22 protein-coding genes and 1 tRNA gene are annotated in these 20865 nt (G+C 42.4%); 2 read left to right on the forward strand and 21 right to left on the reverse strand.

Features of this window, described 5'->3' with window-relative positions; all coding sequences use genetic code 11:
* Positions 1-55: 55 nt before the first annotated feature.
* From opp4A to rpsF, 5 genes are all read right to left on the reverse strand, one after another.
* Positions 56-1774: an oligopeptide ABC transporter substrate-binding protein gene (opp4A, locus tag NSQ50_RS30860; RefSeq protein WP_036677787.1), complete on the reverse strand. Its 1719-nt coding sequence runs from the start codon at positions 1772-1774 to the stop codon at positions 56-58.
* 193 nt (positions 1775-1967) lie between these two features.
* Positions 1968-3917 (reverse strand): endonuclease MutS2, encoded by a 1950-nt coding sequence (locus NSQ50_RS30865; protein WP_076222432.1) that lies wholly within the window; start codon positions 3915-3917, stop codon positions 1968-1970.
* A 516-nt stretch (positions 3918-4433) separates the two neighbouring features.
* On the reverse strand, positions 4434-4706 hold the full coding sequence (gene rpsR / locus NSQ50_RS30870; protein ID WP_036651767.1) for a 30S ribosomal protein S18: 273 nt from the start codon (positions 4704-4706) through the stop codon (positions 4434-4436).
* Between the two features lie 21 nt (positions 4707-4727).
* Positions 4728-5234, reverse strand: a complete 507-nt coding sequence (gene ssb, locus NSQ50_RS30875) for a single-stranded DNA-binding protein (protein ID WP_036677780.1) — start codon at positions 5232-5234, stop codon at positions 4728-4730.
* Positions 5235-5282: 48 nt separating this feature from the next.
* Positions 5283-5567, reverse strand: a complete 285-nt coding sequence (gene rpsF / locus NSQ50_RS30880; RefSeq protein ID WP_036677776.1) for a 30S ribosomal protein S6 — start codon at positions 5565-5567, stop codon at positions 5283-5285.
* A 217-nt stretch (positions 5568-5784) separates the two neighbouring features.
* On the opposite strand from rpsF, the gene NSQ50_RS30885 reads away from it, so the two are divergent.
* Positions 5785-5982 carry a YjzC family protein gene (locus tag NSQ50_RS30885; protein ID WP_036677774.1) on the forward strand — a complete coding sequence of 66 codons (198 nt, stop codon included), beginning with the start codon at positions 5785-5787 and terminating at the stop codon, positions 5980-5982.
* Between the two features lie 368 nt (positions 5983-6350).
* On the opposite strand, the gene NSQ50_RS30890 is transcribed toward NSQ50_RS30885, so the two are convergent.
* From NSQ50_RS30890 to NSQ50_RS30905, 4 genes are all read right to left on the reverse strand, one after another.
* Positions 6351-6441: transfer RNA gene (locus NSQ50_RS30890), tRNA-Ser, on the reverse strand.
* A gap of 43 nt (positions 6442-6484) precedes the next feature.
* The gene (locus NSQ50_RS30895; protein ID WP_036677772.1) at positions 6485-6697 is read right to left on the reverse strand and encodes a DUF951 domain-containing protein; all 213 of its coding nucleotides are present in this window, start codon (positions 6695-6697) and stop codon (positions 6485-6487) included.
* A complete protein-coding gene (locus tag NSQ50_RS30900; protein WP_051490990.1) occupies positions 6697-7737 on the reverse strand; it encodes a mechanosensitive ion channel family protein in 1041 nt (346 codons plus the stop codon). Before NSQ50_RS30900 ends, NSQ50_RS30895 begins: the two co-directional genes overlap by 1 nt.
* 21 nt (positions 7738-7758) lie before the next feature.
* Positions 7759-8004 (reverse strand): DUF3343 domain-containing protein, encoded by a 246-nt coding sequence (locus tag NSQ50_RS30905; protein WP_036677843.1) that lies wholly within the window; start codon positions 8002-8004, stop codon positions 7759-7761.
* Positions 8005-8123: 119 nt separating this feature from the next.
* On the opposite strand from NSQ50_RS30905, the gene yyaC reads away from it, so the two are divergent.
* Entirely contained in the window at positions 8124-8732 is a 609-nt protein-coding gene (gene yyaC / locus NSQ50_RS30910; RefSeq protein WP_036677770.1) for a spore protease YyaC, read from the forward strand.
* Here yyaC and NSQ50_RS30915 read toward each other — a convergent pair.
* The 12 genes from NSQ50_RS30915 to rpmH form a co-directional block, all read right to left on the reverse strand.
* A complete protein-coding gene (locus NSQ50_RS30915; RefSeq protein WP_038573966.1) occupies positions 8704-9204 on the reverse strand; it encodes a DUF4446 family protein in 501 nt (166 codons plus the stop codon). The two genes, yyaC and NSQ50_RS30915, sit on opposite strands and share 29 nt — an antisense overlap.
* Before the next feature lie 36 nt (positions 9205-9240).
* Positions 9241-10386 carry an aminotransferase class V-fold PLP-dependent enzyme gene (locus tag NSQ50_RS30920; protein ID WP_038573968.1) on the reverse strand — a complete coding sequence of 382 codons (1146 nt, stop codon included), beginning with the start codon at positions 10384-10386 and terminating at the stop codon, positions 9241-9243.
* A 197-nt stretch (positions 10387-10583) separates the two neighbouring features.
* A complete protein-coding gene (locus NSQ50_RS30925) occupies positions 10584-11426 on the reverse strand; it encodes a ParB/RepB/Spo0J family partition protein (protein WP_036677764.1) in 843 nt (280 codons plus the stop codon).
* On the reverse strand, positions 11419-12180 hold the full coding sequence (locus NSQ50_RS30930; RefSeq protein WP_036677762.1) for a ParA family protein: 762 nt from the start codon (positions 12178-12180) through the stop codon (positions 11419-11421). The genes NSQ50_RS30925 and NSQ50_RS30930 overlap by 8 nt, the downstream gene beginning before the upstream one ends.
* 178 nt (positions 12181-12358) lie before the next feature.
* A complete protein-coding gene (gene noc / locus NSQ50_RS30935) occupies positions 12359-13174 on the reverse strand; it encodes a nucleoid occlusion protein (protein ID WP_036677760.1) in 816 nt (271 codons plus the stop codon).
* Positions 13175-13587: 413 nt separating this feature from the next.
* Positions 13588-14313, reverse strand: coding sequence for a 16S rRNA (guanine(527)-N(7))-methyltransferase RsmG (gene rsmG / locus NSQ50_RS30940; RefSeq protein ID WP_036677757.1), 726 nt, complete (start codon positions 14311-14313; stop codon positions 13588-13590).
* A 3-nt stretch (positions 14314-14316) separates the two neighbouring features.
* A complete protein-coding gene (gene mnmG / locus NSQ50_RS30945) occupies positions 14317-16203 on the reverse strand; it encodes a tRNA uridine-5-carboxymethylaminomethyl(34) synthesis enzyme MnmG (RefSeq protein ID WP_036677754.1) in 1887 nt (628 codons plus the stop codon).
* 39 nt (positions 16204-16242) lie between these two features.
* On the reverse strand, positions 16243-17619 hold the full coding sequence (gene mnmE / locus NSQ50_RS30950) for a tRNA uridine-5-carboxymethylaminomethyl(34) synthesis GTPase MnmE (RefSeq protein WP_076099801.1): 1377 nt from the start codon (positions 17617-17619) through the stop codon (positions 16243-16245).
* Positions 17620-17728: 109 nt separating this feature from the next.
* The gene (gene jag, locus NSQ50_RS30955; RefSeq protein ID WP_036677749.1) at positions 17729-18463 is read right to left on the reverse strand and encodes an RNA-binding cell elongation regulator Jag/EloR; all 735 of its coding nucleotides are present in this window, start codon (positions 18461-18463) and stop codon (positions 17729-17731) included.
* Positions 18460-19329, reverse strand: a complete 870-nt coding sequence (locus NSQ50_RS30960) for a YidC/Oxa1 family membrane protein insertase (protein ID WP_036677747.1) — start codon at positions 19327-19329, stop codon at positions 18460-18462. Before NSQ50_RS30960 ends, jag begins: the two co-directional genes overlap by 4 nt.
* Before the next feature lie 86 nt (positions 19330-19415).
* Positions 19416-19766, reverse strand: coding sequence for a ribonuclease P protein component (rnpA, locus tag NSQ50_RS30965; protein WP_036677842.1), 351 nt, complete (start codon positions 19764-19766; stop codon positions 19416-19418).
* Between the two features lie 289 nt (positions 19767-20055).
* Positions 20056-20190, reverse strand: coding sequence for a 50S ribosomal protein L34 (gene rpmH / locus NSQ50_RS30970; protein ID WP_036677745.1), 135 nt, complete (start codon positions 20188-20190; stop codon positions 20056-20058).
* Between the last annotated feature and the right edge of the window lie 675 nt (positions 20191-20865).

Here is a 20865-nt window from a genome sequence, read left to right on the forward strand (position 1 = left end):
AATGAAACAGCAATTTGATTTCACTTTTTGCGTAATTTTTTTTATTTTTTTTAATTTAGTCCTTTATCCACCATTTATTAGGCTCAATTATGGAGCCCAAAGAATCAACACGCACACCTTGTAGACGTTTATTGACAGCAGTAATGCTTTCTCTTTCCGCAAAAAAGATCATTGGAACCTCTTCATTCACTAGCTTCTGCCATTCATAATAGATTTGTTGTCGATAATCTCTATCATACGCCTTCATACTTGTGCCATCGCGAATCAATTCTTCATTCCGCTCCGAGGACCAACGTGGGTAGTTCCACAAATCATTCTCTCTCCAGAGACCTGAAGGATCAGGATCATTAGCTAATCCCCATACCCCGTTAAACAACTCAATGGACGGATCATCAGCCTCCACTGCTTCGTAGAAGGTGTTGAGCTCTTTTAACGCCCCACCATTAAGCTGCACATCAAGTCCCACATTTCGCCAATCCTCCAGAATAGCAGCAGTTCGTAACTCCGCTGAATGACTGCCTAGCATAGAATCATAATGAATAACTAACTTTTCTCCTTTTTGATCCTCACGCAGCCCATCTCCATCAACATCTACAAAACCAGCCTCATCAAGCAGCTGCTTCGCTTTTTCCGGATCATAGGGATACGTATTAATCTGACTATCAGGGATCTTCGCCCAGCTTGCACTGGAAACCGGAGTTTCTATAGGCTTGCCTAACCCATGAGAAAATGATTGAATGATCCCCTCCCGATCAAGTGCATAATACATCGCCTGACGTAATCTTTTATCCGCAAATTTAGGGTTATCCATTACGATTTTTTCAGCTTCACTATCCCAATACCCAAATTTAAACCCTATATACTCATAAGCAAGCTCATTTGATTGTAAAATATTAATATTATCGAGTTTACTCAACTTTTCATAAGTATCTCGTGGGGCATTCTCTATATCAATTACGCCTTGTTCAAACAGGCTGATGATTTCCTTGTCATCAAATACCTTATACAACACACCATCCAATAAAGCCTTACCTTTATAGTATTGATCAAAGCGCTTCATCTCCACCCGCTGGCCAGGTTCAATAAGGCTCACCTCAAAGGGACCAATCCCTATCGGATTTTTTCGCATCTGATCACTCTCAGGCATATCCTTAACAGCGACTCCAGTATAATATTTTTTATTCATCGGATACGGCCATAGATTATCAATCGTATTTACGCGGGCAGCTGTCATTGTTATTTTCAAAGTATAAGGATCTATAACCTTAAGACCTGTTATATTCTTCGCCTCACCTTTATGATAGGCTTCCGCACCTTGAATCATTTCCACACTATAATAACGTGATCCGGTGTAGTCTGGACTAGCAATAGTCTCCATCGCAAATTTCCAGTCCTCTACGGTCAGTTCATCTCCATTATGCCAACGGATTCCCGGTTTGATTTTAAAGGTAAATATTCTATGATCCTCGGACTCCTGCCAAGTGGCGATATTAGGAACCGTTGATAAATCATCATCTATCGTAAACATGGCCTCAGTAATAAACTCCAGCACATGAAAATCATCTTCACCTTCATAAAAAGCAGGCTCAAAGAAGCCCATAAACGGCGATGAGTATCCATAAGTAACTACTCCGCCAGTCTGTGGCTTTTCGACCACCTCATTGTGATGTAAAGATAATGAATTACTGCTGGTACCTGCTCTGCTGCATGCTGACAATACAGTAGTCATCACGAGCATTGTTAACAAGAACCCGCATATCTTCTTATTCTTCATGTGTTCCTTCCCTTCTCTAGTTGAACGTATATCTACATTTAAGCTATGGAATAAATATTTACTGTAACAAAGTTTTAGAATGGTTACAATAACTTCTAAGCTTTAGGCCTATACTCCTGCTTGAATTTACGCATATTTCATAGTATTTATAAAAAAAGAGGGACCTACCTCATAGGCAGATCCTTTTATTACATTATTCTTCATCCTTATGCGTAATTCTCAGGCCTTCGACATGCTTACGCTGCATCAATTTACGCTTTTTACGGGTATCCTTGCTCTCAAAAATTATATCAAAGTCATATTCCTCAGGATACAGCTCATCTTTGGATAGATATGGCTTTAAACGTTTATGATTAATCCGCATTTTTTGCTTCTGGATCATCACTCCGACCATTCCTAAGTGATCTTTTTTCTCATAAACAATTCCTATCCGCCCCAGTGAAGTTACAAGAACGGCATCACCAATTTCATACTGGGTCTGCTTCTCCTTATCGCTCAGTGATTCCACAGACTTTTCTTCTTTTTCAAAATCCTCTATAACAGGTGCAGTCTTCCCTTTCTCTCCCTCTTTGCTAAAAAGACTTGCCCATGCCGACCCATCACCTTTCTGCAGCCTTTGCTGCTGCGCCTCAACGATCTCCCACGATCGCTTGATAACGTTATCCTGGATACCCAGCTTTTTAGCAATTTGCAGAGCATAACTCTCCCCCGCTTCTCCGATAGTCAGACGATACAACGGCTGCAGCGTTTCTTTGTCGAATTCCATTCGTGCATTTTGAAAACCGGCTGTCGCAGCGGCAAAGGCTTTTAGCTCGTTAAAGTGGGTTGTGACGATAATATTCGCCCCTTTACGGCTCAGCTCTTCCAGAACGGCGATTGAGAGGGCGATTCCTTCCCCAGGGTCTGTACCTGCCGCCAGCTCGTCAATGAGCAGCAGCACCCCTTTAGAGGCATCTCTCAGCATTCCCTCAATACTCTTCATTTGTGCCGAAAATGTACTGAGTGATTGGGCCAAACTTTGTCCGTCTCCGATTACACTGATCACATCCGTAAAGACCGTAAACTCACTCCCCTCCTCGACCGGAATCAACAACCCCGATTGAGCCATGAGGGTCAGCAGCCCGAGGGTCTTGAGCACCACCGTTTTCCCGCCTGTATTTGGACCTGTAATGATTAGGGATTTATATCCCTTCCCTATCTCCAGGCTAATTGGAATCATGCCCTGCAGCATGGGATGTCTGCCTCCGTTCATCCTTAGAAAACCCCTATCATTTAGAGTAACCTCAGATGCTCCCAGCGTTCGTGCATATTTTGCTTTGGCAAAAATAAAATCATAGGTGCCTGTAACCTCGATATTTAGGCGCAGTGCAGTTTGTTCCTGTTCTACCATGCTGGTCAGCATACTGAGGATCACAGCTTCTTCACGTGCCTCTTCTCCTAATAACAAATCCAGCTCAATCTGCATGGAGGCGATCTCATCTGGTTCGATGAACACCGTCTGTCCACTTGTGGATTGATCAAGTACCGATCCCTTTATTTGCTTATGATACTCCCGCTTTACGGGGATAACGTAACGTCCACCACGCTGACTATAAATATTCTCTTGCAAAATCGATTGATGGCGCGACATGATCCCGTCAATTTTTTTATGAAGACGTTCTTTAGCTACGCCAATCCGTTTACGAACCCGCTCTAACCCCTTACTAGCTCCATCATCAATTCCCCCAAAGCGGATACAGCGGTCAATTGCTTCCCGCACATGATTTAATTCCAGCAGCGAGGAGGCATAAGCAGCAATCCGGGGAGCACTTTGCTCTTTAGAAGCCATATATTTGCGCAATTGACTACAGCTCTTTAGAAATGTAGCCACTGCAGTGAAGTCTTGCTCACTGTACAGATATCCAGTCCCCATTAGTGACATGATCCACTCAATCCCCTCTAATGAAGGAATCGGTACACTGGACCCCCGCTCCAGCAGCTCTTTAGCTTCAGACGTTTCCTCCATCGCTCTTTGAATGGAAGGCAAATAGGTCATAGGCATAAGCTCTTCTACAGTTTTCTTTCCTACATAAGATACCGCATGACGGCTAAGCTCGGTTTTAATAATTTCGTATTCCAACGTGTTTAGACTTTGTAAATTCACAGCAAATCCTCCTTATTGATCTAACTATTTTTTTGGAACAAAATCTCCCTAACGCAAAAAGGACAAAGAATGCCACTATGGCAGTCCTTGCCCTTCTTTTTATACTATTGTTCTCTGGCGTTTTAAGGTCCCCCTATAAAAGCCAGGGTGGCCGAAAAACAAAAAAACCGTGCTCTAAGAGCACGGTTAATTACAAAGAGAACAATAGCCGTAAAGAGGCCATATGACGCTTCGTGTGTTCTTAACTAAATCATCCACCGTTAGGAACAACAGACATCTGTGCGAGACGGACTCAAATAGAGCACGTAAACGCCAAAAGACGAGCCTGCTAAAGCCTTCCTAATCCAGTGTTATGAAATTGCTAGTTAAGAACGGTCACCAACATCAATATTTCCCCTTTTATTATAGGATAGCTGTAATTTAACACATTCCAGATTGAACGTCAAACGTAATCCGCACGCTGGCTTTTCACAACAAAAAAAGCAGCCGGTTTCCCGACTGCTTCTATAAAACGTCCTATTCCGTTGTGTAAGGAAGCAACGCGATTTGACGCGAGCGTTTTACAGCAATGGTAAGAGCGCGTTGGTATTTTGCACTTGTACCTGTTACACGGCGTGGCAAAATCTTTCCACGTTCGCTGATGAACTTCTTAAGAAGTTCAGTATCTTTATAATCAATGTGAGTAATCTTGTTCACAGTGAAAAAGCAAACTTTTTTACGCTTGTTGCGTCCACCACGACGTGCTGGTCTTTTGTCGTTGTCAGCGCCTTCTCTTGGTTTAAAAGCCATATTCTTTTCAGTCCTTCCTAATTAAAATGGCAAATCATCATCCGATATATCAATCGGTTTACCATCGCCCGAAAAAGGATCTTGAGTATTGTTGTTACGCGAGAAATTATTGTTGTTATTTCCGCGTCCAGCGTTACCACCGCCACCATATGCTGGCTCTTCAGGCATACTACTTGCACCACTTGAAGTATTTCCACCTTCACGGCTTTGTGAAGATTCCAGGAAACGAACATTATCAGCAATAACTTCAGTTACGTATACACGTTTACCTTCGTTATTCTCATAGTTCCGCACTTGGATGCGTCCTTCCACTGCTGTCAGACGACCTTTGCGCAAATAATTGGCACAGGTTTCTGCTAGCTGTCTCCAGGTAACAACCGGGATGAAGTCTGCCTCACGTTCACCGTTCTGGCCCGTAAAGTTACGATCTACGGCAAGCGTAAATTGAGTTACGGCAACACCAGCGGGAGTATAACGAAGTTCCGGGTCACGGGTCAACCGTCCGATCAAAATGATACGGTTCAACAATTCTGGTCCCCTCCTTTAGAGCGATTCATTACAAAGCTTGTCAAGATCTTAAGCAACGTCGTTCGTAATGAGATAACGAATAACTTCGTCAGAAATCTTCATAAGACGTTCTAATTCAGTAACTACTGCAGGTTCTGCATTGAAGTTAACCAAAACATAAACGCCATCACGGAATTTCTTGATCTCATACGCAAGACGGCGTTTACCTTGCACTTCGTGCTTTGTAATTTCCCCGCCATTGGAGATGATGCCTTGGAATTTATCGACTGCTGCTTGAACAGCTTCTTGTTCAATGTCAGGACGAATAATGTACATCACTTCATATTTGCGCATAATTTTCACCTCCTTATGGTCTGAGGCCCCTAATCACGTCAGGAGCAAGGAACGAGCACAAACATAGACTCGCACCTGATTAATATACCAAAACGAGCAGCAGAGTGCAAGCAATATTAATACCGGACAACCCTCCACCCTCTTTTTACATGAAAAAAACCCTACCTGCGCACAATAATCAGTGAATTCATCTGCACTTAAGGAAGGAGCGATAATGATGGGCGAAAAGACAGAATATGAAAAAGGCGACAAAGCCCCCAATCCAGGCATGTATACAGAGGTAGGTGAAGCGCGAAGCTTCCATACCGAAATTCAGAATCCACAGCATATTAAAATGGAAAAAGGGGACACCTTCCCCGAGACCAGTAACAAAAATCGGAAGTGGAAAAAGGTTGAAAAAGCACGTGTACATTAATTAATAATAAATGTGTATAAAAAAACCGACATTACACCATACTATTCTCAGGCAGTACAAAAGAGAGGTGTGGTTCCGTTGGCCGTCGTAGACGAACACAATCACAGGATATCTGATTCAGCATCTATTGTTAGCTGGGAATAGTAGTGGGTTATTGTCTAAAAAGCAGTAACCTCAGCAACGCCTAAATCACTTTAGTCGCTATATACAGAGAAATTCCAACATCATTGATGTACTGCCTCTTAAAGAAGGACCCGAAAGGGCCCTTCTTTTTGCATGTTATGATCTTTTGCAAACAGCTCATTGGACACAAAAAAACCTCCGTTACAGGAACGAAGGATTCATTAAAATGTTATATTATGCTGAAGTGGCGGAGAGGGTGGGATTCGAACCCACGCACGCTGTGACACGCCTAACTGATTTCGAGTCAGCCCCCTTGGGCCTCTTGGGTACCTCTCCGCAGCAAAAATAATTGTATCATGCAGACATGCCATTTGCAAGCTTAATTATTGTCTGTATTTCCCTCTGCAGAACGCAGTACCTTCTTCATATTCTTCTCGAATTTCGCCCGGGGAATCAGAACACTGTGCTGACATCCTGTACACTTAATGCGGATATCCATCCCCATACGAATGATCTCCATCTCATTAGATCCGCAAGGATGCTGTTTCTTCATCTGTACAATATCTCCAAGCTGAAAAACTTTACGTTCCACTACCCTTCCCCCTTTTTCCCCTCTTGTGTAGCTGCGATTTGGCGTCTTGATCCAGTGTCAGGCGTATCCGATACTTCCTGCTCATTTTCTGTTTTTCCCAGTTCAATTTCAGCCTTTGCTTCTTCTTCTGCCTTCAAACGAGCTTCCTCTTCGGCTTGAGCAGCTTGAGCCTGCTCTAGACTGCTTAGTTTCTCTAGTGCCTGCTTAATATCATTCTGAATCTGTCTCTCCGCAACCTCTTTTGCATTGGGTAAACAGCTAGCCGCTATACGAATTACATATTCCGAAGTACTCATGGACTGTATACCGAGCACATTAGGATAAGCAAGCACATTAGAGTTACGCTCTTCTATTCCCTTTAACGCTTCTCCAATCAAACCTAGCGTGGCCTCCAAGCTGCGCTCCATTTTTACAGGAACATCAACTACAGCCAATGCATTCGAGAGAGAATAGTTGGTCACGTTCGTGATTAATCCATTCGGGATAATAAATACTTCTCCAGTTGTGCTTAACAGCCTGGTTGTTCGCAGTCCGATTAATTCTACAGTTCCTTTATAGGTACCTGTTTGAATCACATCACCCACTGCAAATTGATCCTCTAAAATAATAAAGAAACCTGTAATAACATCCTTCACCAAACTTTGTGCCCCAAAACCTACTGCTAAACCAAGTACACCCGCTCCAGCCAACAATGGTGCCAAATCGAAGTGGAACTCAGAAAGCACGAGCATGATCATCACAAAATTACAGATAACTGTCACTACATTTTTCATCAATTCCCCAACCGTAGTAAACCTTCGTGTGTTGGACAGAAGTCTGCCACCGGTTTTACGCTCAAGCGAACGATCAATAATATTAGAAACAATTTTAATAATAACCCGGGTTAAGAGAAAAATAACAAGAATCCGTAGACCCGCAAATAATACATCCGCCCACATATCAGCATCGGTAAACCAATTCCACACCTTATCTTTAAAGCGAATGGCATCTTTTAATGTATCCGCACCGGGTGTATCAGCCTCCAGTATCCACATATTCATCGCATGTACTCCTCCCTACCCCTAAATCAGTATGTAGTTCTCGTTGTGTTTTCCGTAGATGCCGCGTATTTCTATTTCTTGCTCAACTATAATCTTTTTTACCTCTTCCAGCGCATTTTGAAAAAACTGAATTGAAATTGCACAGCCTGCGGTGATTTCCTTCGGAGTTGGAAATATATCAATTTCTATTTCAGCATACTCAAGCAGCATTTCAGCACGAAGCGCCTGCTGGGTGGAGTCAAACGCTATTAACATCTCATCCTGCATATACGTCAAGCCTCTCCATAGGTTTATCGTCCTATCTCTTGCTGCTGTAGTATAAAACCCCTCTTCTATCCATATACTAGATACCAACAAATAGAATCACCTTTAGAAAGGAAGATGGTATGAACTCCTCATCCAAGGCTACAGCAGCGCAAGAAACGTCCTGTTTAAAAATATCACATACAGATCCCGATATCTATTCCGCAATTACTCATCGGCTACTTTTTCACTTTTCACGCACGCGTCCAGAGACTCAAATTATCGTCATCTGTGTAGGCACTGATCGCTCCACCGGAGATTCTCTCGGTCCTCTTGTTGGTACTGCATTATCCCGTTTTCATAGCCCGTTGTTTCATTTATACGGTACCCTTGAGGAACCGGTTCATGCCGTCAATCTTGAAGAGACTTTGTCGCTAATTAATGAAAAATATAATAACCCGTTTGTCATCGGAATAGATGCCTGCTTAGGTCACTCTACTAGTGTTGGCTGCATCCAAGTCGTTGAAGGCCCCCTCAGACCAGGAGCTGGCGTAAATAAACAATTGCCGCCGGTTGGGGATATCCATTTGACTGGAATCGTTAATGTCGGCGGCTTTATGGAGTATTTCGTATTGCAGAATACACGGCTAAGTCTAGTCATGCGATTATCTGATATTATCGCTACAAGTCTATATTCTGCTTTAAAACAATGGAACCTACATGCTACTTCTGCTGCAACGCGAGAGTTATAACTTCTTTCTCTTCCGGCGATAAGGCATATTGTGACTCCCCATTTTGCATAGGCTTGGAGTAAATATATGAGTTTTCACGATTATGAAGGCTGGTTAATACAATGCCACTGCTATTGTCATCCAGAATAGCCACCGAGAAGCTCAAATCATTACCACGTTCACCGAAGGCATTATAACGCTTGAGAGCGATATTTGACTTCATGCTGCGGATTTTGACTTGGGTAGCTTCTATCAACGCTTTTTGCTCACGTTGTTCTTCTTCCAGCATGTCGCTTTGGTTCTTCAGATCAACCAGAAGGCCTTCCAGATCCTCCACACCGCTTCCTGCCATCATGGCCTCATATTTGCGCCGTATAGTCCGCAGCTTAGCTCCCTGGGCGATTACAGTCACTATCAGTACTAGCATAATTACTACGAAACCAAACACAAACCACTGCAACTGTTCATTAATTAATTGATTCATTTCAGACATGAATGGACCATCCTTTTTATTTATCTGCTGCGGGCATCAGCCATATAACTCATCCATAGCAGCTAGCATTCTGCTTATATTATGCTCTGTTGTATCTACGCCTACACTCGCCCGAACAGCACCACTTTCTAGTGTATCAACAGCCTTATGTGCCAGCGGGGTACAATGCATACCCGCTCTGACGGCTATTTTATACTCACGATCTAGACGGTGAGCTATATTCGCCGATTCTTCCCCATCCACTACAAACGACACAATTCCAGTTCTCGGAGCCCCTAATGTGGGTCCTAATAGTTTAATGTTTGGAATATGGGACAACCCCTCCATCAGCAGTTGAGTCAGCTTCCACTCTCTTTCGTGGATAACGGTTGTCCCTATCGATTTTACCTTTTGAACACCGGCTAGTAAACCAGCAATTCCTACCGCATTTTGCGTTCCCGCTTCATACCGATCTGGGCGAACGGAGGGTTGTTCACTATTCTCAGATTGACTGCCTGTGCCTCCATGCATTAAGGGCTCGAGATCCAATTCAGGTGATATATAGAGTCCACCAGTCCCTTGTGGTCCAAGCAATCCTTTATGCCCAGGAAAAGCTAATAAGTCAATATTCATCTTTTTTACATCAATATCAAGCGAGCCTGCACTTTGAGCAGCATCCACTAGAAATATAGCACCCTTTGCTTTAGTTAGATCTCCGATTTCACCAATGGGAAGTATACTACCTAGTAAGTTGGAGCTATGATTACAAATTACCATTTTAGTGTTTGGTCGAAACGTTTTGCCCAATTCCTTCAAATCCAATTGACCCGCCCGATCCACCTTCAGATAATCAACACTTATTCCTAGTGACTTACGTAAATATTCCAAAGGTCTCCGCACAGAATTGTGTTCAGTCATTGTGGAGATTACATGGTCCCCTGCTTTGAGCGTACCTCTAATCGCCATATTTAATGACATCGTAGTGTTTTGGGTAAACGCTATGTCTTGTGCATTAGAAACCCCAAACAACTCCGCCAGCAAACTCCGGGCTCTCACCAACACCCGTCCGCTTCCCATGGCCAGCGAATAATTTCCTCTACCAGCATTTGCTCCCGACTGCAAAGCATTCATCATCGCAGCTGCCACCTCTGGAGGTTTAGGCCAGGACGTAGCCGCATGATCCAAATATACGAAGTCTTCCATAACCCCGCTCCTCGTCTCATACTCTTTTTCATTAAGAAGAAATAACGTTGTCACCCTTTATTGATAATAACCTTATCTGTAGAAAATATAAGGATAATATTCAGCTCTACTTTATACATCCTTATATTTTGAAAAAACATACCCCTACTTATCCGATTACGGATAGCTCAGGATATGTTCTTGGCATAGATACCCATTTAGTTACCCAATAATTCCAACAGTCTTTCTAAGTCCTGCGCACTGTAGTAATTCAGTTCAATCTTCCCTTTTTCCTTACCTTGTTTTATCTTAACCGTTGTTTTAAACCGTTCACGCAATACTTCCTCTACATTATCAATATAGGGATCACGTTTAACAACTTTAATCTTTGTACCGTTCGTCGGCTTTCGATCCAGATTTTTCACCGTTTCTTCAAGCTCTCTTACGCTCCATTGCTGTTCCACGCATTGTTCAGCCAATTGTTTAATAACTTCCGGATCTTTCAAGGCAACAATAGCTCTCGCATGTCCCATAGACATTGTTCCACGTGAAACATATTCTTTTACTTCTTCCGGTAAAGTAAGCAATCTTAGGAAGTTAGCGATGTGTGATCTGGACTTCCCAACTTTCAGAGATAGCTCTTCTTGTGTGAGTGAAAATTGATCCATCAAACCTTGATAAGCAACTGCGATTTCCATGGCGTTTAAATTTTCACGTTGCAAGTTCTCAATCAGGGCGATCTCCATAACCTGTTGATCACTTAGATTTCTTACGACTGCTGGAATCGTAGGTTTACCACAATATTGCGAAGCCCGGAATCTGCGTTCCCCGGCAATGATTTCATACCCCTTCAAAACACTCCGTACAATGATCGGTTGAATCACGCCATGTTGTCTGATAGACTCAGCCAATTCCTGGATTGCTTCTTCATTGAAATCCTTGCGTGGTTGATAAGGGTTAGCTCGCAATTGAGCTAATGGGATTTCTACTACCTTATCATCTTCATTAATAGATAAAGAAGGAATCAGAGCATCCAGACCTTTCCCTAAACGTTTACTCATAAGAAATCACTTCCTTTGCCAACTCTAAATACACTTCTGCTCCCTTTGAGCGAGGATCATAAGTAATAATGGATTGTCCATGAGACGGTGCCTCACTTAAGCGGACATTCCGAGGAATGATAGTTCTGTAAACTTTTTCCTGAAAATACTTTTTAACCTCTTCGATGACTTGGATCCCTAAATTCGTACGGGCATCCAACATGGTTAATAATACTCCCTCTATTTTCAAATGCGGATTAAGATTTTTTTGCACTAGACGCACGGTGTTTAAAAGCTGACTCAACCCTTCGAGCGCATAATATTCACATTGAATCGGAATGATTACCGAATCAGCAGCTGTAAGGGAATTGATCGTCAAAATCCCAAGGGATGGAGGACAATCAATGATGATATAGTCATAATTATTTTTAACCGCATTTAAGGCTTTTTTCAATTTCAACTCTCTGGAAATCGTTGATACTAATTCGATCTCCGCCCCTGCTAATTGAATAGTCGCTGGAATGATGTGCAGTCCTTCATTTTGAGTTTCAAGTATCGTTTCTAGAGGATTTACTTCATTAATGAGAATGTCATATATACAATTCGCTACGTCCGCCTTGTTGATGCCAACGCCGCTGGTAGTGTTGCCTTGAGGATCGATATCAACTAGAAGCACTCTTTTTCCTAATGTAGCCATACCGGCACCTAGGTTCACAGAGGATGTTGTTTTACCGACACCGCCTTTTTGATTTGCTATGGCAATAATCTTGGACACTAATTTCACCTCGAATAGTTAGGAAGAATCTTCTCGTAGATCGCAAGTACAAACGGCCAAACTATGTTACTTTATATAGGCTAAAACTCTAAAATGCAGGACTGAGCAATACATCCTGGTTCAAGTCACACAAAAGGCGGCCAATCACTTTAAGGCCGCCTTCAGCTTTTGAAACAATTTATCTTTTGGGGATTTGGATTACAATCTCGTAATGGTCACCACGGTCATTTTCTGACGTTTTGATTTCCATACCTGAGCCTGACACCATATCAATAGATTGACGAATTGTATTAAGAGCTAGACGAACATCCTTGGTATAGGAGACCCGTTTTGACTTTTTAGTTTGTGAGACTTGTTTATAGAAAGCAATACGAGCTTCCGTCTGTTTAACATTTAATCCTTTTGCAATAATCTCTGCCAAAACTTTTAATTGCATTTCCACACTATCCAGTGATAAGAGTGAACGCGCATGTCTTTCGGAAATCTGACGTTCCATCAATGCTGTCTTAACCTCTTCAGGTAAGTGGAGTAAACGAATCTTATTCGCTATAGTCGACTGACTCTTGCCTAAGCGTTGTGCTAAGCTTTCTTGTGTTAATTGATGAAGATCAATTAACTTCTGATAAGCGACAGCTTCTTCTATGGAGGTCAAACCTTCACGCTGTAGATTTTCTATGAGCGCAATAGATGCAGCCTGCGAATCATTGAACTCACGGACAATAGCAGGGATCGTCTCTAAACCAAGCTTTTTAACTGCCCGCCAGCGCCGTTCACCTGCGATGATCTCATATATAGAATCTCGCATACGTACAACAATAGGCTGAATGACACCATGAGTTTTAATTGTCTGACATAACTCATCAATTTTGTCATCATCGAATATAGTCCGTGGTTGGTAAGGACTGCTAACGACCTCATGAACTGGTATTTGTTTGATTTCTTCTCCGCTGCTCCGCTCGTTAAACCCAAATAGCTTGGTAAATTGTTCTTTCATTCCGTTCATAACCACCTAATTTCGTTATAGTACGATCTTCTTGACCTTCTTCACGGAAAGCATATCGTACAGCAATCTAAAACATTCTGATATTATGGAATTACCTGTAATGAACAGGCATCATAATCTCTCCTTCTTTCGAACAAGAGTACAGAGAAGGAGTTATATACAAAATTAAAGTCTACTATGCTATTCTATCACTTTTCTCTACATAATCATATTCTCCGTAAAGACCTATTTTTCCTGCATTTTTACAGGTGCACAACCAAATCAGCTTATAAATCTAATTTTCATCTAAATTGATATTTATCGATTTTTGTTATCATCATCTTCATAAAAAAAGAGCATTCCCTTTGTTCAAAGGGAATGCTCCTAAAGGAACTTTGAGTATCGGCAATGTTTCACGTGAAACATTATTTCATCAATGGCGTTTTGGCAGGAATTCCCGCTTTTCTTGGATATTTAGCTGGTGTTGCTCCTGTCTTACGGATCATAACAATATGTCGATCCGACTCCTCCACTGGTAAGCTGAACGACTCCACTTTGCTGAGTTCAGCACGAAGCTCTTTTAAGCTGTACTTAGCTTCGCTTAATTCCTCTGAAGGATCGCTGCCCTTCATTGCAGCGAACACCCCATCTTTGCGTGTGAAGGGAAGACAAAATTCATTCAATAAAGACAGTCTTGCTACCGCACGTGCTGTAACCAAATCATAGGCATCACGATGAGTGAACTTGCGCGCGACATCCTCTGCCCGCCCATGGATCAATTGTACATCAGTTAATCCCAATGTCGTACTTACATGCTGCAGAAATGAAATTCGTTTATTGAGCGAATCAACAATCGTTAGCTTCAAATGAGGAAAACATATTTTAAGTGGAATTCCTGGAAAACCAGCTCCTGAACCGATATCTGCGAGATTGGTGACCTCGTTAATATCAAGGAAAAAAGCTAATGAAATAGAATCATAGAAATGCTTTGTATATACCTGCTCTCGCTCAGTTATACCCGTGAGATTCATTTTTTCATTCCAGGATACGAGTTCCTTATAATACAGATCAAATTGTGCTAACTGTTCTGCTGTAAGGGATATGCCTCGTTCCTGTAATAGTTGTGTGAATTGAACTTCCGTATTATCCATAGCTTATCCTTTCGCCGCGGTTACCCGGTTGTAATGCTCAAGATATACAAGAAGAATGGAAATATCAGCAGGTGTAACTCCCGCAATCCGAGAAGCCTGCCCGATAGAGATCGGGTGAATCTTAGTCAGCTTCTGCCGCGCTTCCATCGCTAATCCATGGATTTCATTATAATTAATGTCATCTGGAATTTTTTTCTTCTCCATCTTTTGCAGGCGCTCCACATGTTGAAGTTGTTTTTCTATATATCCGGCATATTTAATTTGGATTTCTACTTGCTCTTTCATTTCTGCATCCAGCATCTCTGGTGATGGTGATACTTGATCAACAAAACTATATACAAGCTCTGGGCGCCGCATCAGAACTAGCAAATTACTGCCATCTACAATAGGTGCCGATTCATATTGCGCTAGTACTTGGTTTACATCAACAGGTTTAACCTTTGTTTCTTGCAGACGAACAATTTCACGCTCCACCCGTTCTTTCTTATCTGTGAAGTTATCGAAACGCTCCTGTGTGATCAAACCAATGTCGTAACCGATAGGTGTAAGTCTTAGATCTGCATTGTCATGGCGAAGCAACAAACGATATTCTGCACGTGAAGTAAGCAGACGGTAAGGTTCATTCGTTCCCTTAGTCACGAGATCATCAATGAGTACACCAATGTATCCCTGTGAACGATCTAGAATTACGGGTTCTTTGTCTTGCACTTTGCGTGCTGCATTAATTCCAGCCATAACCCCTTGGCCTGCTGCTTCCTCATAACCGGAAGTGCCATTGATTTGTCCAGCAGTGAACAGACCTGGAAGACGTTTAGTTTCAAGAGATGGCCATAGCTGTGTAGGAACCATTGCATCATATTCAATAGCATAGCCGTTACGCATCATCTCTACCTTTTCCATACCGGGGATGGAACGTAAGATAGCTAGCTGTACATCCTCAGGAAGACTAGTGGACAGACCTTGTACATAGTATTCCGATGTATTTTTTCCCTCTGGCTCTAAAAAGATCTGATGCTTAGATTTATCACTGAATCTTACGACCTTATCTTCTATAGAAGGGCAATAACGTGGGCCAGTTCCTTCGATAATACCTGTGAACATTGGCGCACGATGAAGGTTATCATTAATAATCTGATGAGTAACCTCAGAGGTATACGTTAACCAACAAGGAAGTTGTTCGTTATCGGATGATTTCGTTTCGAACGAAAAGAATTTCGGTTCATCGTCACCTGGTTGAATTTCTGTCTTAGAGAAATCGATCGTATCACGATGTACACGTGGTGGAGTACCTGTTTTAAAACGCACCAATTCAAACCCAAGCTCCCGCAAATTCTCAGAAAGCTTCACGGATGGCTGTTGATTGTTAGGTCCACTTTCATATGTTAGCTCACCCATAATCACTTTACCGCGCAGGTAAGTACCTGTTGTCAGGATAACAGTCTTACTATGGTATTCGGTGCCAGTCTTCGTAACTACACCTACACAACGTCCATCCTCAACGATTAAACGCTCAACCATCCCTTGACGAAGTGTCAAATTAGGCGTTTTCTCCATAGTTTCCTTCATTGTATGTTGATAAAGGAATTTATCAGCTTGTGCACGTAAAGCATGTACTGCTGGTCCTTTACCTGTATTCAGCATACGCAGTTGAATGAATGTCTTATCTATATTGCGGCCCATTTCTCCGCCAAGCGCATCAATTTCACGCACTACATGTCCTTTGGCAGGTCCGCCTATGGACGGATTGCAGGGCATGAATGCAACCATATCCAGGTTAATTGTGATCATTAACGTACTGCAACCCATCCGGGCTGCAGCCAGTGCTGCTTCACAGCCAGCATGACCAGCGCCAATGACGATAACGTCATAGTTGCCTCCATCATAACTCATGTCCTGTTTCCCCCTTGAAATTATATTAAATCGTGAATCTTATTTTCCTAAACAAAATTGTGAGAATATTTGGTCTAACAAAGAGTCAGCTGCAGTATCGCCAATTATTTCCCCAAGCTGTTCCCATGCGAGCCGTACATCGATTTGAATCATATCAATCGGTATATACTGTTCTGCAGCATCGTATGCATCTTGAAGTGATTTATAGGCTTTTTTGAGCAGGGCTATATGTCTCACATTACTCACATATGTCAAGTCACCCGATTCCAGCTTTCCACCAAAAAAGAGTGTCGAAATGGCATCTTCAAGTTTGTCTAGACCTTCCTCTTCCAGAACGGACATCGGTACAATGTTAGACTCCTCAAAAAACGAGAGCAACTTATCCTTATCCAGTTTGGACGGTAAGTCCATTTTATTCATGATTACTAGGCACTGTCTACCGTGTATTTGTTCCATCAATGCCAATTCATCCTCATGCAGCTCTTCATTAGCATTCAGCACAAGTAGAATCAGGTCGGCGTCACTAACTGCCGCTTTGGAGCGCTCCACCCCAATTTTCTCAACAACATCCATCGTTTCACGAATTCCCGCAGTATCGAGCAGCTTAAGCGGTATATTATTTATCGTTATAAATTCTTCTATTACATCACGTGTTGTTCCCGGAATATCTGTTACAATCGCTTTATTCTCACGAGCTAATGCATTTAGCAATGATGATTTACCAACGTTCGGACGTCCGACAATAGCTGTCGTAATCCCTTCACGAAGTATTTTTCCTTCATTAGATGTCTTAAGCAGCTTTGTTATTCCCTCCATAACCTCACTGCTTTTATCTTTAATAAATTCAGCTGTCATGGATTCTACATCATGTTCTGGATAATCTATATTCACTTCAATATGAGCCAGCATCTCAATAAGTGTGTGGCGTAAAGCATGAATTCGATCCGATAAGGATCCGCTAACCTGTTTTAAAGCTACAGAAAAAGCCCGGTCAGACTTAGAGCGAATCAGATCAATAACAGCCTCAGCCTGCGATAAATCGATACGTCCGCCCAAGAAAGCACGCTTGGTGAACTCCCCCGGCTCGGCTAACCTTATCTCCTGCTGCAGAAGTAAGTCCATCACTCTTCTTACAGAAATTACACCGCCATGAGCACTGATCTCTACTACATCCTCGGTCGTAAAAGAACGTGGTCCTTTCATAACGGTTACCAACACTTCTTCCATCTTCTCTCCGTTATCAGGACTGACGATATGTCCGTAATGAACGGTATGCGATTCCGCTTCAGTTAATGGAATTCGGCTGCGAAATAATGGTGCCACTTGGGAAATAGCCTGTGGGCCACTTACCCGAATAATAGCAATTCCTCCCTCGCCTAATGCCGTCGATACGGCAGCAATGGTGTCACTAAGCATGCTGTTTTTCACCCCAAAACTTATATTTTTTGAATAGAAACGTTCTTTTATTTTTAAAAAAACAATGACCCCTTACATTGGTCAAGGAGTCATTGCATCCATATAGTCTTTACTTCAAGGTTATAACGACGCGGCGATTTGGCTCTTCGCCTTTACTGAGGGTACTCACTTGCCGATGATCCTGTAACCTGGAGTGGATAATCTTGCGCTCCTGAGGAGACATTGGCTCCAATACAACCTCTTTACGAGTGCGAATTACACGTCCGGCTAAACGATCAGCCAGCTCTTCAAGCGTTTTTTTACGGCGCTCACGGAAGTTCTCTGCATCTAACACAAGCCGTATAAAACTGTCGGAATAACGGTTAGCTACAATATTAGCCAAATACTGTAGAGCATCGAGAGTTTGTCCTCTTCTGCCAATTAACAGTCCCAAATCTGGACCGGAAATTTGCAGAATCGTGGATTCCTTGGTGTGGACGATTTCCACCTCCACTTCGAGCCCCATGCTCTTAGCGACATCCACAATGAAATGAACGGCTTCTTGGTAAGCTTCCTCCACCGGTTGTCCGGAATCTTGGCGTGGCACACCGCCGATGGCCTCCTGTTTGCTCTCTCTTGCTGACTGTTGAGGCAGTGACGGAGCACTCGCCGCTGATGCCGGTGCGGCTTCGGCTATCAAGGTTAGTTCAACCTTGGCACCTTTCGCACCGATCAATCCCAGGAATCCTCTTGATGGCTGCTCAAGTACGTTGACCGTTACCCGGTCCTTTTGAACTCCAAGCTGGGTTAGTCCCCGTTCTACAGCTTCTTCAATGGTTTTCCCTGTTGCGACGACTTTGCTCATTTTGACTTTTTGGCTCCCTTCGATGACTTGTTACCGCCTTTGCTCTTCGGAGCAGGACTGGAGTCATCTGTACTTTTTACAGCACTTGCGATTGCCAATTTGTGTTTATCATTGTTGCGGTATAAGAAGTAGTTCTGAATAATAGTGTAAAGGTTACTGTACACCCAGTATAGTGGCAAGGCTGCAGGGAAGTTGTACGACATAACGAAGATCAGAACTGGATAGATCATCATCATGAACTGCATTGGCCCTTGTTGTTGCACTGGATTCATTTTGGTCATCATTCTAGTTTGAATAAATGTTGTTAATGCTGCTAGCACTGGTAAGATAAACAGATGATCCGGTTTACCTAGCTCCAGCCACAAGAAGGTGTGCTCCCGCAAATGTGGATTATAGTAGATCGAGTTGTAGAGAGCGATAAAGATAGGCATTTGAACGATCAGCGGTAAACAACCCGCCATTGGGTTAACCTTGTTTTCTTGGAACAAACGCATTGTTTCTTGCTGCACCTTTTCAGGTGTGTCTTTATATTTTTTCTGGATCTTTTGGAGTTCCGGCTGAATGGCTTGCATTGCACGCGAGCTCTTCACCTGTTTAATAGTAAGCGGAAGAATCAACGTGCGGACAATAATAACCATCACAAGTACGGCTAAACCATATTCTCCGTTAAACCAATCTGCAAACTTGTCCAAGGCAATGGCGAAATAATACACTACATTACTTTGCCAGAAGCCTCCATTCTTCAAATCCTCCGTAGTGTGCGTAACAGCAGTCGACGGAGCGCATCCCGACAGAACAGCTAACGACAACACCATTACCGTGATGAGGAGAAACCATTTTCCTCGTCTAGTCTTCATTAGAGACACTTCAAAACCCCTCTCTTAAACATTCCATTCCACCGTAAATCATACCATAATTATGAATACAAATAAACAAGCCTCTTAAGCACCCTTTATTTGCGGGAAGCCTTGAGTAGCTTGGCTTTACGAAGCACATGCAGCACACTTTTTTCGAGCTCTGCATACTCCATGGAAAGCGCTCCTTTTCTTACGATAAACACCATGTCTAAGCCACCTGCAATCTCGGGTTCATGGTGACGGACGATTTCCTTAACTAATCTTCTCATACGGTTACGGACAACCGCGTTTCCGACCTTTTTGCTAACAGACACACCTACTCTAAATCGTTCTACCTCTTTTTTGCCAAACCAATACACTACAAATTGATGATTCGCAAATGACTTCCCATGGCGGTATACACGACTGAAGTCGGCACGGTTTCGTAAACGTAACTTTTTGTGCACGGGAATCTCCTTCATAAAAATCCGGTTTAAGTGTCCCTCCGAATTTTTTCTTCTAATAGTATAGGCATTTGCAAGCAGCCATAAACGACCACATTCACTGTGCTGAAATTAAGCTTCTATATATAGTAGGAAAAATAATTTCAACTTCTCACAAAATATTTCTCAATATACGTTAAATAGCCCCGCAAAGTGTAGCTAGCGCATTAAGCGAGATCCTAGACTTTTGCAGAGCAATAATAATAAAAAGCAGTAAAAAAAGACCACCGCAGTGGTCCCTTAGTGGCCTAACTTACGCACTCAAAACTTTTCTGCCTTTCAAGCGGCGAGCTGCCAGCACTTTACGGCCGTTTTTCGTGCTCATTCTTTTACGGAAACCGTGAACCTTACTACGTTTGCTCACATTTGGTCTAAATGTCGGTCTCATAATTGCACCTCCCTTACAGGAACTTAATTACTGTCATATAAGCAGAAACGGACTAAGCCGTCCTTATAGTAGGGACAGTATCTACAAGAATCATCATTTTTATATATCGAGACATATCCTTACAGAAAACACCTTTATATATTTAAACACATTTTATGAGCAAAAGTCAACCTAGTAACCGGCTTGTTCCTCCCCCTCAAGCTCAGGTGTTTATCCACAACTCTCCCCAGAAAAAAAGTAATCCACAAGATATGACAGTTATCCACCTGTGATCAAAAAATAAAGTCGACTGCTCACAGTTGAGCACAACCTGTGTATAAAATTATCGAACCTTTGGCGTAAAGTGTCGAACCGTAAACAAATTATCAACAATATGTAGTGGTGTTCCTAATAATTGTACACAAGTGCTTGAATTTGTGGATAAAATAGCCCTGCTCATTGAAAAATAAGGGGCGTTTTGCTATGATGGTATTACTTTTGAATGTGAATAGATTTGTTTGTTCTCTTAATTATCAACAAGCTGTGGATAAAGTTGTGAACAAATCAAATTTATCCATATTTTTTTGTCTCTTCATATTGCCTACTGGGGATAAATATCAGCACCAACCTATTTTCTTCGACATTTCCACTTCATGGCTGATGCCACATTTGGAAGATTTAAAGGAGTGACAGTCT

Source organism: Paenibacillus sp. FSL R10-2788, from assembly GCF_038003885.1.
Lineage (GTDB): Bacteria > Bacillota > Bacilli > Paenibacillales > Paenibacillaceae > Paenibacillus_AQ > Paenibacillus_AQ odorifer.